This is a genomic window from Streptomyces piniterrae, from assembly GCF_005048155.1.
GTDB lineage: Bacteria > Actinomycetota > Actinomycetes > Streptomycetales > Streptomycetaceae > Streptomyces > Streptomyces piniterrae.
The window spans coordinates 289,388-305,717 of the sequence record NZ_SUMB01000006.1; the positions used below are offsets into that span (position 1 = coordinate 289,388).

The following is a 16,330-nucleotide window of genomic DNA, read 5'->3' on the forward strand; positions in this document are numbered from 1 at the left end:
TCGGCGGGCGCTCGTATGCTCGGGGGATGACTTCCAGCGCGCAGGCACCTGACCAGGGAACCGACCGAGGCGCCGCCCGGGGGACCGGTGCCGCCGCCGGCCGCCCGGCGGGGCCGACGGCGAACGCGATGCGCCGGGCGCTGCGCCGCGCCCGCGACGGCGTGGCACTGGACGTCACCGAGGCCGCGGTGCTGCTCCAGGCCCGCGGCGAGGACCTCGTCGACCTGTGCGCGTCCGCGGCCCGGGTGCGGGACGCGGGCCTGGAAGCCGCCGGCCGCCCCGGGGTCATCACCTACTCCAAGAGCGTCTTCATTCCGCTCACCCGCCTGTGCCGCGACAAGTGCCACTACTGCACCTTCGCCACCGTCCCGGGCAAGCTGCGCCGCGCCGGCCACGGCATGTTCATGTCCCCGGACGAGGTCCTGGCCATCGCCCGCCGCGGCGCCGAAATGGGCTGCAAGGAAGCGCTGATCACCCTGGGGGACCGCCCCGAGGACCGCTGGCCCGAGGCACGCGAGTGGCTGGAGGCCGAGGGGTACGACGACACCATCGCGTACGTACGGGCGATGGCGATCCGCATCCTGGAGGAGACCGGGCTGCTGCCGCACCTCAACCCCGGCGCCATGACCTGGACGGACTTCCAGCGACTCAAGCCGGTCGCGCCGTCCATGGGCATGATGCTGGAGACCACGGCGGAGCGGCTGTGGAGCGAGCCCGGCGGCCCGCACTACGGCTCACCGGACAAGGAGCCCGCCGTGCGACTGCGCGTCCTGGAGGACGCCGGCCGCAGCTCGGTCCCGTTCACCAGCGGCCTGCTGATCGGCATCGGGGAGACATACGAGGAGCGCGCGGAGTCCTTGTTCGCGCTCCGCCGCATCTCCCGCGCCTACCACGGCATCCAGGAACTGATCATGCAGAACTTCCGCGCCAAACCGGACACCGCGATGCGCGGGATGCCGGACGCGGAACTGGACGAACTGGTCGCCACGGTCGCCGTCGCCCGGCACATCATGGGCCCCGCCGGCTGCCTCCAGGCGCCACCCAACCTGGTGGACGACGAGTACGCGCGGCTCATCGGGGCCGGCATCGACGACTGGGGCGGCGTCTCACCACTCACCCCCGACCACGTCAACCCCGAGCGCCCCTGGCCGCACATCGAGGAACTCGCCGAGCGCTCCGCCGCCGCCGGCTTCCGGCTCGAGGAACGCCTCGCCGTCTACCCGGAGTTCGTCCAGCGCGGCGAGCCCTGGCTGGACCCGCGCCTGCTGCCGCACGTCCGGGCCCTGGCCGACCCGGAGACCGGCCTCGCCCGTGCCGACGCGGTGGTGGCGGGCCACCCCTGGCAGGAGCCCGACGAGGGCTTCTCCCTGGAGTCCTCCGGCTCCGGCCGCACCGACCTCCACCGCACCATCGACACCGAGGGGCGCACGAGCGACCGCCGCGACGACTTCGACGAGGTCTACGGCGACTGGGAGGCGCTGCGCGAGGCCGCCGCCCCCGGGATGGTGCCGTCCCGCCTCGACGCCGACGTACGCCAGGCGCTGTCGCAGGCCGCCGACGACCCCACGAAACTCACCGACGACGAGGCGCTGGCCCTGCTGCACGCCGACGGCCCGGCCCTGGACGCGCTCTGCCGGATCGCCGACGACCTGCGCCGCGCCACCGTGGGCGACGACATCACCTACATCGTCACCAGGAACATCAACTTCACCAACGTCTGCTACACGGGCTGCCGTTTCTGCGCCTTCGCACAGCGCCGCACCGACGCCGACGCCTACACCCTCTCCCTCTCCCAGGTCGCCGACCGCGCCCAACAGGCGTGGGACGTGGGCGCGGTGGAGGTCTGCATGCAGGGCGGCATCCACCCCGACCTGCCCGGCACGGCCTATTTCGACATCGCACGCGCCGTCAAGGAACGCGTCCCGGGGATGCATGTGCACGCCTTCTCCCCCATGGAGGTCGTCAACGGCGCGACGCGTACGGGGCTGTCCATCCGCGAGTGGCTCACCGAGGCCAAGGCCGCCGGCCTGGACTCCATCCCCGGCACGGCCGCCGAGATCCTCGATGACGAGGTCCGCTGGGTCCTCACCAAGGGCAAGCTGCCCGCCGCCACCTGGGTCGAGGTCATCAAGACCGCCCATGAGCTGGGCATTCGCTCGTCCTCGACGATGATGTACGGCCATGTCGATCAGCCGCGGCACTGGCTCGGCCATCTTCGCCTGCTGGCGGAGATCCAGCGGTCCGCGCTGTCCAAGAACGTTGGCGGCTTCACCGAGTTCGTCACCCTCCCCTTCATCCACACCAACGCCCCCGTCTACCTCGCCGGCATCGCCCGCCCCGGCCCCACCACCCGCGACAACCGCGCGGTGACGGCCATGGCCCGGCTGCTGCTCCACCCGCACATCACCAACATCCAGACCAGTTGGGTCAAGCTCGGCGCCGACGGCGCGGCCGAGATGCTGCGCTCGGGCGCCAACGACCTGGGCGGCACCCTGATGGAGGAGACCATCTCCCGTATGGCGGGCTCCAGTTACGGCTCCTACCGCTCCGTCAAGGACCTGACCGCCATCGCGGAGGCCGCCGGACGCAGGGCCCGCCCCCGCACGACGACATACGGGCAGGTCACGGAGGAACGACTGTCGGCGGCGCTGGCCTCGGACGGCCATCTGCCGGAGCTGCTGCCGGTGGTGGAGTAGCGGGCGGCGCGTTGATGACCGGCGCCTTCGGGGCGGCGGGGGCGAGGCCCTGAAGGCGTGCCTGCTCCGACGTGCCTCGCTGACATGTCTCCTCCGACGTGCCTGCTCTGACGTATGTCCTCTGACGTGCGCTGAAAGTGTGCCTCCTCCGACCTGCGGCTCCGCTTAACATGTCCCGGTCAACGGCGGGGGGAACGGGGGAGAGCAGATGGCTTTCTTCACCCTCGCGGCCGAGGTGCGCCGCAACAGGTCGGTGCGCCCGGCTCGGAGCCACATCTGCAAAGGGACGTCATGCGCTTCCATCGAACACTTGCCATCGTCGGAACCGTTTTCGCCTTGGCGTCGGTTTCCGCATGCGGCGGTCTGCCCTCCGCGGGTTCGCCCGAGGACGCCGGGCGATTCCTCGTGTCGGCGCTCGGTTGCGGGAATGTCGACATCGCCACGCCCCAAGAGGTCCAGCAGGTGCAGTCCATGGGCATGAAGGGCGTCAACGGGGGCGGCGAATGCGAGCACCCGGAGGGCGACGACGGTGACCCCGACTTCCTCACCATCGAGGACATGGAGGCGTTCCAGACCGCCGTCAAGGCCGACGAGGACGAACAGGACGACCTCATGGTCGGCGACGACTTCGCCATCGACCCGAGCAGCGACGACCAGCGGCGGGCGCTCCTCAAGGCCGGGCTGATGTTCCTCAACTGCACCCCGAACTTCAAGGCACCGGAGGGCAGCACGACCGAGGACGGCGAGGTCGAGGGTTGCTTCACGACCGACTATTCGGAGGACCTCGACTGACGCCCGTCGACGGATCCGCGCGCACGCCATCTGCGTGAACGCCACCCGCGTGGATCCGTCTGCTCGCCCAGCGCCGGGGCAGGTTATCCACAGGCCCAAGCCGCCAACTCCGCCGAAGGCTAATCTGCTTGAGCAGGCGGAACGCCCCGGCAGGGAGCCGTGAGGGCCGCCGAGAGGGGGTGGAAACGGTGGATCGCGGCAGGCTTTCCCGGCAGGAGCTGATCCGGCTCCGCCGACGTGCGGGATTCGTGGGGCGGCGGGCCGAGATCGCCGCGTTCCGCGACAACCTCTCGCGGGTCGTGGAGGACCCGGCACACCAGTTCCTGTTCCATGTGCACGGACAAGCGGGCGTCGGCAAAACCTCCCTGGTCCGGCAGTTCGCCGAGGCGGCGCGCGAGCACGGCGCGCCGACCGCGTACGTCGACGAAGCGGTGCACGGTGTGCCGGAGGCCATGGCTGTCATCAGCGGCCAACTGGCCGCCCAGGGCCGCCCCTTGAAGGCCTTCGACAAGCTGCTCGCCACCTACCGGGAGCGCCGGCACGAGGTCGAGGCGGCGGCCGCGGCGGATGGTCCGGGCGACCCCGCCGACCCCCGGGGCCCGGCCCCCTCGCCCGGCAGCATGATCGCCGCCCAGGCCGGGCTCGCGGGCCTCGGAGTGCTGCTCCCCGGCGCCGGCGCCGTCACCGGAGCGCTGGACCCCGCCCATGTGGCGCGCGGCGCCGACCGGCTGCGCGGGCTCCTCAGCGCCCGGCTGCGCAACCACGACGACGTTCAGCTGGTGATGTCCCCGCTCCAGGCCCTGACCCCGGTGTTCGTCCGTGAGGTGAATGCCGCCGCGGACGAAGTGCCCTGGCTGGCGCTCTTCTTCGACACCTACGAGCGGACCGGGCCGTTGCTGGACATCTGGCTGCGCGATGTCCTCGTCAGCGACCGTTACGGGCCGCTGGCACCCAATGTGGTGGTGACCCTGGCCGGCCAGACCGCGCTGGACCGCCGCTGCTGGGCCGACTACCTGGACTGTGTGGCGGATCTGCCGCTGGACGCCTTCACCGAGACCGAGGCGCGGCAGTTGCTGGCCACCAGGGGAATCACCGATGAGCGCGTCGTCGAGGTGATCATGCGGCTGTCCGGCGGCCTGCCGGTGCTGGTCTCCACCCTCGCCGAGAACCGCCCGCAGGCCGTCGAAGAGGTGGACGACCCCAGCGACACCGCCGTCGAACGGTTCCTGAAATGGGAGACCGATCCGGTACGCCGAGAGGCGGCGCTGGCGGCCGCCCTGCCGCGCCATCTGGACGAGGACGTCTTCCGCGCCGCGGTCGACGCGTCCGCCGCCGAACACTACGGCTGGCTGTGCGGACTGCCGTTCGTCGCCGACCGCGCGGGACGCCGGCAGTACCACGAGGTGGTGCGCACGGCGATGCTGCGGCTCCAGCGGCGCAGATCACCACACACCTGGTCGGCCCGGCACCGTGACCTCGCCGAGGCGGCCCGGCAACGGCTCGGGGAGGCGGCTGCCGCGGGCCCCGACGGCGCTCGTTCCGCCGACCTGTGGACCGACGAACGACGGCTGGAACACCGGCTCCAGGAGATCTACCACTCCCTCTGCGCGGACCCCCGCCCGTCACTGGCCGAGGCGTTGTCCGACGTCCTGGACGCGGCCGACCGCGCCAGGCCCGCCGTCCGCAGAGTGGCCGAGACCATCCGGCAGGCCGGTGCGGACGCCGACGCGCCGGAGGTCGGCGACTGGGGCGACCGGCTCTCGGCCGCGCTCACCGAGGACGGCGGCGGCCTGACCGAGGTCCTCACCGCACTGCTCGCCCAACCCGGCCTCGACACGGCCCGACAGGCGCGCATCCACCGCGTACGTGGCCGCGAACACCGCCAGGCCGAAGCCTGGCCCCAGGCCTTCGCCGACTTCGACCGCTGCCTGGAACTGGAGCCGCGCAACGCCCGCGCGCTGATCGGCCGCGGCCTGACCCACCGCTACCTGCGGTCTTTCGAGCGGGCGGCGGAGGATTACACCCGCGCCCTGGAGATCGCCCCGGACTCGGTGGATGCCGCCTCCCAACTCGGCGAGGCCCACCGCCTCATGGGCAACTACGAACAGGCGCTGCCCGAATTCGACCGGGCCCTGGACCTCGATCCCGGCCACGCCTTCAGCATCGCCAGCCGCGCCGTCTGCCTGCGCCGCCTCGGCCGCCACGGGGAAGCGCTCGCGGGCCTGGAGCGCGCCATCGAGATCAACCCGGAGTACGCCTGGGCGATGGCCGAACGAGGCGCCGCCTACCGCGATATGGGGCGGCACGAACTCGCCCTGGCGGAGTTCGACCGGGCCCTGGCGGTCAACCCCGCTTATGTCTGGGCGCACGCCCGCCGAGGCATCACCCTGCGCGTCCTGGGCCGGTACGAGGAAGCCCTCGCCGCCCTTGGCCGCGCGGCCGAACTCCAGCCGGACAGCCCCTGGGTGTGGATGGAGCGGTGCCGCACCGCCATGGAGATGCGGCGCTACGACCAGGCCCTGGCGGAGGCCGACCGGGCCATTGCCGCCGATCCCGAGTACGCCTTCGCCCATACCGCCCGTGGCGAGATCCTGATCTCCCTGGGGCGGCAGGAGGAGGCGCTGGCCGCACTGGACCGTTCGCTCGTCCTCGCTCCCGCGGACGGCCTGGCGCGCGAGCAGCGCGGCCGGCTCCTGACGATCAGGGGACGCACCACGGACGCCCGTACGGAACTTTCCGCCGCGATCCGTCTCCTCCCGGACTCCCACAGCGCCGTGGCCACACGGGGGGAGATCAACCTCCGCACGGGCCGGCTGACGGAAGCCCTCGCGGACTTCGACCGGGCCCTCGATCTCGGAGCGGACCCCGGCCGCATGCTGACCCGGCGCGGCAAGGCGCATCTCCTACGAGGTGACGGGGACCGCGCCCTGGCCGACTTCGACCGTGCCCTCGGGGACGATCCGGCGGATGCCTGCCTGTTGGCTCTCAAGGCGGGCTGCCTGCGACGTGCGAGCGACCTCGACGCGGCACGTGACGCGCTCGATCGCGCAGGTCGGCAGGGCTCCGGCGACGGGGCCGCGGTCGGGCGGATCGTTCGGTACGAGGCGGCGATGCTGGTCAGCGCCCGCGCGGGCGTGCACGCGGCAGCGAGCGATTGGCGGGCGCTCCGGGCGGAGGCGGCCCGTGACGGGGAGGCTGCGGCCCGCCCCGTAAACGACCCCGACGAGCCGCTCGGGCCGCTCGAGCCGATAGGCGCGGCCGCTGTCGCCGTCGTCAGCCGGTGCGCGCTGGGCGACTGGTCGGGCGCAGCGGCGATGGCGGCGGAGCTGCTGGACGACGGTCCGTGGGAGGCCGTCGCCGACTCCGAGCTGGGGGTACGCGACCTCGTCCGGCTGCCGGGCGCGGACACCGAACGGCTGGCCGCGATACGGGACGGGCTGATACGCAGGATGGCGGCCTCGGCCGCAGACGGCACCGGCTGACAACCGCCCATACGCGCCTGCCGACCGCCCGACCGCCCTACCGCCCGACCGCGGCTCACTCCCCGCCGTGCTCCGTCTCGTGCTGCAGGATGCACTGCTGCCACTGGGACAGGGCCTCCTCGCGGTCGCCTCCGGTGTCCTGGGCGGCGACGATCAGCGCGTCGGCGGCCATGGCGGCCAGCCGTACGGCGATATGGCAGACGTCGCGCTGGGGGAGCGGCCGGAGGAGTTCCACCGCGCCGTCGCTGTCGCCGGAGAGCGCGGAGGCGACAACGGCCATGGTGGTGCGATCCCACTCGTACTCGGACATGGGGAGAGCATGCCCAGCGGACGGCCTCGCCAGTATCGAACGGGTGAGTGCGCCGGTGAGCCAGGGGAGGCGCGACGCCGGTGCCCGACCAGGGCGAGGCCGGGGACGGGGAACGGGCGCGGGGAACGGGGGCGAGGCCAAGGACTCGGGCACGGGCAAGGTCAGGGACAGGGGTGGGGGCGGAGGGGGAGGGGGAGGGGGGAGGGGGCCCACCGAAAAAGGAGTGGCGCCCCCTCAGCCGAGTCGCCGCACCGGGCTGCCCGCCAGGTACGCGGTGATGTTCTCGACGGCCTGCTGGAAGTAGCCCTCGTAGTTGCGGCGGGTGACATAGCCGAGGTGGGGGACTGCGAGGACGTTGGGGAGGGTGCGCAGCGGGTCGTCGGCGGGGAGCGGCTCGTGGTCGAAGACGTCCAGGCCGGCGCCGGCGATCCAGTTCTCGCGCAGCGCCTGGAGCAGCGCGGACCGATCGACGATGGCGGCGCGGGAGGTGTTGACGAGGTAGCCGGTGGGTCGCATCCGGCGGAGTTCCCCGGCGCCGATCAGACCGCGGGTGCGGTCGCCCAGGACGAGGTGCACGGAGACGAAGTCGCTGCTCTCCAGCAGTTCCTCCTTGGTGGCTGTCGCGCGCACGCCGACCTCGGCGGCGCGTTCGGCGGTCAGGTTCCGGCTCCAGGCGACGACGTCCATGCCGAAGGCCAGGCCGACCCGGGCGACCCGGGAACCGATCTTGCCCAGGCCCAGCAGCCCGAGCCGCCGGCCGTGCAGATCGGCGCCGAGGGTGCTCTGCCAGGGCCCGTTGGTACGCATCGCGGTGCTCTCGGGGGCGATGTTGCGGGCCAGGCCGAGAATCAGCGCCCAGGTCAGCTCGACCGGCGGTTCGGTGTTGCTGGCCGTACCGCAGACGGTGACGCCCTGCCGTGCGGCGGCTTCGAGGTCGATGGACGCATTGCGCATTCCGGAGGTGATCAGGAGTCGGAGGCGGGGCAGCCGGGCGAGCAGCGAGGCGGGAAACGGGGTGCGCTCGCGCATCGCGACGACGATCTCGCAGTCTCCGATCGCTTCGACGACCTCGTCCTCGGAGCGGAACGGCCGGTGCAGCGTACGGACGTCCACGGCTCCGGCGAGGGCCGACCAGTCGGCCATGGAGAGGGCGACGTCCTGGTAGTCGTCGAGTACGGCACAGCGCGGGGTCATCGTTGGTTCTCCCGAAGAGGTGACGAAGAGGTGAGGCGAGACAGGGCGGTGGGCCGGGGCGACCCCTCCCACCCGAACGGGACCGTCCGGACCGTACCGTTCAAAAGCCGCCTCATGGATGACTGTTCACAATACGATCCTGGCCTCAAGTCGATCATTCCCGGTCGATTACAGTGCCGCCAGGGGAGGCCGCAAGGCCCCGCGACGTTGTGAGTTTCGGGAGGTCGCGCAGTGAGCGAGCGCAGCGAGCGAGCCATGGAAGGGTGCGCGCCGCGCGAATGCGGGGCCGAGCGCAGCGAGGTTTCGGCATGAACGCGGCGGCAGGCGGCGCTGCTATCTGGGGCCGCGCCGAACAGCAGGACTTCCGCAGCCGGGTGCGTGGTTGCCTGCTCGGCGGCGCCATCGGCGACGCGCTCGGCGCGGGCATCGAGTTCGACTCGCTCGACGCGATCCGCGAGGAGCACGGCCAGGAAGGCGTGACGGACTTCGTGCCGGCCTTCGGGCGGCGCGGCGCGGTCACCGACGACACCCAGATGACGCTGTTCACGGTCGACGGGCTGATACGCGCCCAGGTGCGCCGCGACACCGGCGCCTGGCATCCGCCCACCGACGTCCACCGCGCCTATCTGCGCTGGGCCGCCACCCAGCGCGACTGGGGCCCGGACGAGCGCAAGAAGGACGACGGCTGGCTCGCCCGCGAGGAGTGGCTCTACGCCAGGCGGGCACCCGCCCGTGCCTGCCTGACCGGCCTCGGCGACGAGGTGATGGGCACCCTCGAAAAGCCCAAGAACCCCGACTCGAAGGGCTGCGGCGCCGTGATGCGCTCCGCGCCGTTCGGCCTGCTCGTCGGCTGGGAGCCGCAGCTGGTCTTCCAGCTGGCCGTCGAGTGCGCGGCACAGACGCACGGCCATCCCACCGGCTATCTGGCCGCCGGCGCCTTCGCGATCATCAGCCATTCGCTGGCCCGCGGCGAGGACCTCGACGGGGGCGTCCAGAAGGCCCTGGCGCATCTGGCCACCCGCCCCGACCACGAGGAGACCACGGACGCCCTCAAGCGCGCGCTCGGCGCCGTACGGCAGGGCATGCCGACGCCCGCCCGGGTGGAGTCGCTGGGGGAGGGCTGGACGGCCGAGGAGGCGCTGTCGATCGGCGTGTACTGCGCGCTGGTCGCCGAGGACATCCGGCACGGGCTGCTGCTCGCCGTCAACCACGGCGGCGACAGCGACTCGACCGGCGCCATCTGCGGCAACCTGCTGGGCACGCAGCACGGCGAGACGGCGCTGCCGCCGGACTGGCTGGTCGAACTGGAGGGCCGGGACACGATCTTGCAGCTGGCCGACGACTTCGCCCTCGAAATGACGCAGGGGCCCGCGCTGCACGGCCCCGGGGGATCGGCGCCGGGCTGGCTCGCGCGCTATCCGAGGGCGTAAGGCCTTGTCGGAGGGCGTAGGGCCTGTCCGAGGGCGTAGGGCCGTTCCGAGGCGGCAGTGGAGCGGGCTGCGGCACGGTCACGCACCCGGCGTGCCGGCAGGCGTCTCGTCCACGATCACGCACCCGGCGGCCAGCACCCGGCTCGGCCGCAGCCCGAACGTGGCGTGAAACGCGCTGCTGAGATGGGACGGGCTGGAGAAGCCCGCCGCCGCGGCCGCGTCGGTCAGCGTGCCGTAGTCCAGGAACGCCCGCCCGGCGCGCAGCATCCGCGCCCACATCCGGAAGCGACGGAAGCTGGTACCGGTCTGCTCCCGGAAGAGATGCAGGAAACGGGACCTGGACAAACCCGCCACGGCAGCGAACTCGGCCGCCCCGTACGGGAGTTGAGGTTCCCGTAGAAGCTTCCGTACGGCGGCCCGGATGCGCGGATCGAGGTCCGGGCCCTCGGCTCTCTCCGGTGCCGTGCAGAGCCGTACGAGGTCCTTCTCCTCGGCGGCGGAGATCGTGACCGGCTCCTCGCCCGCCCCCAGGGCCTGCCCGCAGGCGCGTTCCGCGGCCGAGCCGGGCTCGAAGTAGCAGAAGGTCATCCAGCCGCCGTGCGCCTCGATCCGGTGCGGCACCCGGGCGCGTATCAGCGCACTGCGCGCCCTACGACGCGCACCGTCCGCCGTCTCCAGGGTGAACTCCTTGTCGTTGCCGACGGCGAGAACGGCGACCGAGCCGGAGTGCAGGTCGAGTTCGAGGGAGGGGCCGCTGTAGACGGCACGCCCCGGCCACAGACTGAGCCGGGCCGGCGGCCCCGGGTCACACACGGGTGAGTCCGGGCAGCACGTTGGTGAAAGCGCGTCGTCGGTCATGCCCGGCATCCTCCCCGACATGACAACCACGACGAGCGCGCTGAACTCAACAAGCGCGACGAACTCGACAAGCGCGCTGAACATGACGAGCGCGCTGAATCTGCCCAGCACCCTCACCACGGCCACCACAGCCACCACCGCCGCCCTGGCCCTCTTCTTCCTCGGCATGGGCCTGTACGGGCTGGCGGCGCCCACCGCCCTTGTCCGGCCGTTCGGCATCGGGCTGGGCGGCGCGGCGGCCCGTACCGAAGTGCGGGCCGTGTACGGCGGGTTCGGCGTCGCGATGGCCGCGCTGCTCGGCTGGGCCGCGGCCGGTCCGACGGACGCGCTGCGCCGTGGCGCGGTGCTCGCCGTCGCGGTCGCACTGCTCGGGATGGCCGGCGGCCGGCTCGCGGCGCGTCTCGTCGAGCCGCCGGGCTCCTGGTATCCCTCCTGGTTCTACTTCTGGGCGGAGCTGACCGGCGGCGGCCTGCTGCTGGCCACCACGGTGTGAACGCACCCCCCGCGTCCCTACCCCTACCCCTCCTTCGCCGCCCCCTCCTCCCCAGGAACCGCCACCGGGACCGCCACCGCCCCCGCCCCATCGCCGCCGGAGTTGATCCGCGCCAGCAGCGCATCCCGTTCCTCCGTGGCCTCCGGCTTGATCAGTCCGACCAGCACGAACAGCACCAGCGAGGTCGCGACCGGCGCCACGATCTGGACCTGCAACTGCAACCCGCCCCGCCCGGCGTCCGGCAGCCCGTAGTTGGTCAGCCAGAACGCGAACAGCCCGGCCGCCCAGGACGTCAGGGCCGCCGTCGGGCCGGACCTGCGGAACACCGGCAGCATCCCGAGCAGGAAGGGAATGGAGATCGGCCCGACGAGCCCGGCCACCCATTTGATGACGACGGTGATGATGTCCTTGAACGTGGGCGAGTCGACCTGCGTCGCGATCGCCATCGACAGCGCGAGGAACGCCACCGTCGACAGCCGAGCCGCCAACAGCCCCGCCCGATGGGACCAGTTGCGCGCCTTCTCGCCCAGCTTGGGCAGCGCGGGCGCGATGTCGCGGGTGAAGACCGCGGAGATGGCGTTGGCGTCCGACGAGCACATGGCCATCGTGTGCGAGAAGAAGCCGACGACGACCAACCCCAGCAGACCGTGCGGCAGCAGGCGTTCGGTCAGCAGCGCATACGCGTCGGAGGCATCCGGCTTCTCCGCTTCGACCAGCAGCGGAGCCACCCACATCGGGAAGAAGAGGACCAGCGGCCAGACGAACCACAGCGCCGCCGAGAGCCGTGCGGAGCGCCTGGCCTGCCGGGCGTCGCGGGTGGCCATGTACCGCTGGGCCTGGTTCCACATGCCGCCGCTGTACTCGAAGGTCTTGATGAAGAGATAGGCGAGCAGGAACGTGAGGGTGTACGGGCCGACGGTCGGCCGGGTGTGAGTGTCCGGCAGCTTGTCCCATACGGTCCACAGCGCGCTGACGCCGCCCAGTTCGCCCATGACGGTGACCAGCATCGCGACGCCGGCCAGCAGTTGGATGACGAACTGCCCCAGCTCGGTGAGCGCGTCCGCCCACAGGCCGCCGACCGTGCAGTAGATGCCGGTGATCACACCGGTGATGAGGATGCCCTGGTTGAGGGACATCCCGGTGAACACGGACAACAGGGTCGCGATCGCGGCCCATTTGGCACCCACGTCCACGATCTTGAGCAGTACGCCGGACCAGGCGAGCGCCTGCTGCGTCGGCAGGTTGTAGCGGCTCTTGAGGTACTCCAGCGGCGAGGCGACGCCGAGCCGCGACCGCAGTCGGTTGAGCCGGCCCGCGAACAGCCGGGCGCCGATGGCGATACCGATGGCGATGGGGAAGGACCAGGTGACGTAGGAGGTGATGCCGTACTGATAGGCGATGCCGGCGTAGCCGGTGAACATCACCGCGCTGTAGCCGGACATGTGGTGGGAGATGCCGGACAGCCACCACGGCATCTTGCCGCCCGCGGTGAAGAAGTCGCCGACGTCGTCCACGCGCTTGTGCGACCACACGCCGATCGCGACCATCACACCGAAGTAGCCGATGAGCACTGCCCAGTCGAGACTGTTCATGCCCCCTCCAGGGGTCCGCCTTGTGAACGTGGAGCACTTCGCCGTGACGTCCTGTGGGGCGGTGTCCCCATGCGGGAGTAAGGGGACTTCAGGGATTGAACCGTCCAACGAACAGGCCGGTCAAGGCCGTCGACGGTCAGGTATATGAACAGCAATCAGGAAAGCGAACATTTTTGCCGTCTCTTGACTCCGGTAAGCGTTGTCTCCGCCATGTCGCCGAACCCACGATGAGCGGACACTTCGCCGGGCGCCGGATGCCCGGACGTATACGTGCCAAGGCACCTGGAAAACGCGCCTGAACGCACGGCCGCACCGGAGCGGGGTCCGGTGCGGCCGGTCAAAGGAGGTGGAGAGCGAGGGCAGCGGCAGACGGGCGGACGGGCGTACGCGCCGACGACCACCCAATTCGCCGCCCAATTCGCCACCGGTCTCAGTGCGAGCCGAGCGCCGTCCCCAGCCGGGCCAGCCCCTCGCGGATCTCCGCGGGGGAGTGCGTCACGAACGACAGGCGGACGGCCGTGGCATCCGGCGGCCCGGCGAAGAACGGCGCCCCGGGAACGTACGCGACGTCATGCCGCACCACCTCGGGCAGCAGCGCCGTCGCGTCGTACCCCTCGGGCAGCGTCGCCCACACGAACATGCCGCCCGACGGACGGTTCCACCGCGAGCCCTCGGGGAGCGCCGTGGCCAGCCCGTCCACCAGCGCGTTCCGTCGCTCCCGGTACGCGCCGCGCACTCGATCGAGATGCGCGTTCAGATCCGCGACCGCCAAGTACCGTGCCGCCGCTGCCTGGTCGACGGTCGAGGTGTGCAGATCGGCGGCCTGCTTGGCGATGACACAGGCGCGCCGCAGCGCGGCCGGCGCGCGCAGCGAGCCCAGCCGCAGACCGGGCGCCATCACCTTGGAGAACGAACCGAGCAGTGCCGTACGGTCCTCGGCCCCGGGGAAGGAGGCGATCCACGGCACCGGCTCTCCCTCGAAGCGCAGTTCGCCGTACGGGTCGTCCTCGGCGATCCACAGCCCGCGCCGGGCGGCGATCTTGGCGACCGCGGCCCGGCGCTCCGCGGACAGCGTCCGCCCGGTGGGGTTCTGGAACGTCGGCACGACGTACAGCAGCTTGGGCCGCTCGCGTGCCGCGATCTCGTCCAACGCGGCCGGGTCCAGGCCCTCGTCGTCGGTCGGCACCGGCACCACCCGGGCACCGGCGAGCGAGAATATCTGGAGCGCCGCGAGGTAGCAGGGGTCCTCGACCAGCACCACATCACCGGGCTCCAGCAGCGCGGTGGCCAGCAGCGACAGGCCCTGCTGGGAGCCGGTGGTCACCAGCAGATCGTCGGCGGCGGTGGGCAGTCCACGCGCCGTGCTGCGTGCCGCGACGGCCGCGCGCAGCGCCGGATCGCCCTCACTGGTCGAGTACTGCAGTGCCCGCCGCGGCGCCTCCGTCAGCACATGCTGGAAGGCGGCGGCCATTCCCGCCGCGTCGAACAGCTCGGGCGCGGGGAGCCCGCCGGCGAACGAGATGACCTGCGGGCGGGCGGTGAGCGCCAGGATGTCGCGTACGGGCGAACTGCCGGTACGCGCCGCGCGGGCGGCGAGCGGGGGCACCGGGGCGGTGGTGTCGGCAAAGGTCGCGTGCGGCATGGCGGCTCCAATCGCTCAGAGTCTGCGTTAACTGTCGTTAGTTGCAGAGGGCATGGAGCGTAGGACGCCTGCGGTCATGTCCGCAGAGTTGCCCACATCGTGGCGCGCGTCGAGCGTCCGGTCCCCGGCGCAGCGCAAGGCCGAGCCCCCTCGGCCGGGACGGCGATCCAGTCGAGAGGGCTCGTATCTGCGGTGCGGTCACCCGGACCGCGGTGGGTTGCGGTTCTGGTCAGGCCAGGTCGTACGCACCCTCGGAGACATCCGACACGAAGCTGCTCCAGGAGGAGTTGTCGAACGTCAGGCGCGGACCGTCGGGGTCTTTGGAGTCGCGCACCGCGATGGCTGCGGTGGTGGGCACCGCGATCTCCACACAGGCGCCGTTGCCACCGGAGTACGAGGACTTGGTCCACGAGAATGCGGAATTGGGCTGAATGGCCATGTTCACTCCGACTCACTCTGAGTTGCTGCGGATTCGGTAATGCTGACGCTAGTCGCCAACATCACTGGCCACAGTGGTCGTTCACCCTTCCGAATGGCGTATTTCTTGATCCCTTTTCAAGGAGCCGGGGCCTGGTGTATCGTGCGGTCCCTTTCTCCGGAATCCCTGATTCCGCCCTCCGAAGCGCATTCTCCGGCCCATTACCGCGCCCATTTGGAAACTCCGGACTTCTCAGCCCATTGCGTCCGCGTGCCGCTTCGACGCGGCGGCGATGAACTCCCGGCTCTGGTCCGCATTCAGCGCCTGGGCGCGCAAATGCTCGTACATGATCGTGTACTTGTGCACATCGTTGGTTTTCTCCAGATACAGATCACTGGTGACGCCCTCGATGTAGACCACACTCGAATCGGAGGCGTCGTCGAATTCCAGGATGGAAAACGTCCCCGACATCCCCGCATGCGCCCCGGTGTCATACGGCAGCACCTGCACCGTCACATGCGGCAGATGACTCATCTCGACGAGATGGTCCAGCTGCTCGCGCATGATCAGATGGCTGCCGACCACCCGCCGCAGCGCGGCCTCGTCCATCACGACCCACAGCCGCAGCGGACGCTTGCTGTCGTTGACACGCTCCTGGCGGCGCATCCGCACCTGGATGCGCTTCTCCAGCGGCTCGGGCGCCAGCTCCGGAACGGTGCCGGGGATGACCGCCTCGGCATAGCTGGGCGTCTGCAGCAGACCGGGCACCAGCAGGGACTCGTACACCCGGAGCGAGGCCGCCTCGGTCTCCAGCCCGATGTAGACGCTGTACGGGATGTCGCCGAAGGCGTGCCACCAGCCTTGCTGGCGCGAATCCTTGGCCATCTGCATCAGTGAATCGACTATGCGGTGATCGTCGACCTCGTAGACGCCGCACAGATCGCGGACATCGCGCTGGCTGATGCTGCGGCGGCCGTTCTCCAGCCGGCTGATCTTCGACTGCGAGACGAGCAGTCGCTCGGCCACCTCTTCCGCCGTCATGCCTTTGAGCTCGCGGAGCCTGCGCAGCTCCTGGCCCAACCGGCGTCGCCTGACGGTGGGATTGACATTGGACGCCACGGGACGTGCACCTCCGGCTCCGTACTGCTGTCTTTTCCTGTCCAGCAGGGTGCCACCCCAGGTCGACGCCGCGCAGTCAAACGCACACAGAAGGCGAGCGAGCATACGCGCGGGGTGGCGGGCCGGCCGTCGTCCAGAACGGCCGGCCGACCACCCCGCGCTTTCCTGCTGCGGCTCCCGAACGGGAATGTGGGGTCGGTGGTGCGATCAAGCGGTATGCCCGAGCGGTCCGATTCAGGCAGCGTCCTGCCGCGGTCCGGTCGAATTCGTCCCGGTCCGCTCAGAGTCTGTCCAGGGCCCGCCC

At 71.2% G+C, this 16,330-nt stretch carries 12 protein-coding genes; 5 read left to right on the top strand and 7 right to left on the bottom strand.

The features are described from left to right. Positions 1–26: 26 nt before the first annotated feature. The 3 genes from FCH28_RS19840 (at position 27) to FCH28_RS19850 (ending at position 6,970) form a co-directional block, all read left to right on the top strand. A complete protein-coding gene (locus tag FCH28_RS19840) occupies positions 27–2,696 on the top strand; it encodes a bifunctional FO biosynthesis protein CofGH (protein ID WP_136741389.1) in 2,670 nt (889 codons plus the stop codon). Positions 2,697–3,032: 336 nt separating this feature from the next. Then, entirely contained in the window at positions 3,033–3,488 is a 456-nt protein-coding gene (locus FCH28_RS19845) for a hypothetical protein (protein ID WP_136741390.1), read from the top strand. 188 nt (positions 3,489–3,676) lie between these two features. After that, a complete protein-coding gene (locus tag FCH28_RS19850) occupies positions 3,677–6,970 on the top strand; it encodes an ATP-binding protein (protein WP_136741391.1) in 3,294 nt (1,097 codons plus the stop codon). A 55-nt stretch (positions 6,971–7,025) separates the two neighbouring features. Here the strand turns inward: FCH28_RS19850 and FCH28_RS19855 are convergent, their stop codons facing one another. Continuing rightward, entirely contained in the window at positions 7,026–7,280 is a 255-nt protein-coding gene (locus FCH28_RS19855) for a hypothetical protein (protein WP_136741392.1), read from the bottom strand. Positions 7,281–7,514: 234 nt separating this feature from the next. Further along, positions 7,515–8,474, bottom strand: coding sequence for a D-2-hydroxyacid dehydrogenase family protein (locus tag FCH28_RS19860; RefSeq protein WP_136741393.1), 960 nt, complete (start codon positions 8,472–8,474; stop codon positions 7,515–7,517). 308 nt (positions 8,475–8,782) lie between these two features. Between FCH28_RS19860 and FCH28_RS19865 the strand changes: the two genes are divergently transcribed. Continuing rightward, positions 8,783–9,904 (top strand): ADP-ribosylglycohydrolase family protein, encoded by a 1,122-nt coding sequence (locus FCH28_RS19865; protein WP_136741394.1) that lies wholly within the window; start codon positions 8,783–8,785, stop codon positions 9,902–9,904. A 78-nt stretch (positions 9,905–9,982) separates the two neighbouring features. Here the strand turns inward: FCH28_RS19865 and FCH28_RS19870 are convergent, their stop codons facing one another. Continuing rightward, on the bottom strand, positions 9,983–10,762 hold the full coding sequence (locus tag FCH28_RS19870) for an AraC family transcriptional regulator (protein ID WP_136741395.1): 780 nt from the start codon (positions 10,760–10,762) through the stop codon (positions 9,983–9,985). A 19-nt stretch (positions 10,763–10,781) separates the two neighbouring features. Between FCH28_RS19870 and FCH28_RS19875 the strand changes: the two genes are divergently transcribed. Further along, positions 10,782–11,255, top strand: a complete 474-nt coding sequence (locus tag FCH28_RS19875; RefSeq protein ID WP_246103021.1) for a DUF4345 family protein — start codon at positions 10,782–10,784, stop codon at positions 11,253–11,255. Between the two features lie 23 nt (positions 11,256–11,278). Here FCH28_RS19875 and FCH28_RS19880 read toward each other — a convergent pair whose 3' ends face one another. The 4 genes from FCH28_RS19880 to FCH28_RS19895 form a co-directional block, all read right to left on the bottom strand. After that, positions 11,279–12,847, bottom strand: a complete 1,569-nt coding sequence (locus tag FCH28_RS19880; RefSeq protein ID WP_136741396.1) for a sodium:solute symporter family protein — start codon at positions 12,845–12,847, stop codon at positions 11,279–11,281. A 430-nt stretch (positions 12,848–13,277) separates the two neighbouring features. Beyond that, positions 13,278–14,489, bottom strand: a complete 1,212-nt coding sequence (locus tag FCH28_RS19885; protein ID WP_136741397.1) for an aminotransferase-like domain-containing protein — start codon at positions 14,487–14,489, stop codon at positions 13,278–13,280. Positions 14,490–14,718: 229 nt separating this feature from the next. Further along, a complete protein-coding gene (locus tag FCH28_RS19890; protein ID WP_136741398.1) occupies positions 14,719–14,928 on the bottom strand; it encodes a DUF397 domain-containing protein in 210 nt (69 codons plus the stop codon). A 231-nt stretch (positions 14,929–15,159) separates the two neighbouring features. Next, a complete protein-coding gene (locus FCH28_RS19895; RefSeq protein WP_136741399.1) occupies positions 15,160–16,026 on the bottom strand; it encodes a helix-turn-helix domain-containing protein in 867 nt (288 codons plus the stop codon). Positions 16,027–16,330: the final 304 nt, after the last annotated feature.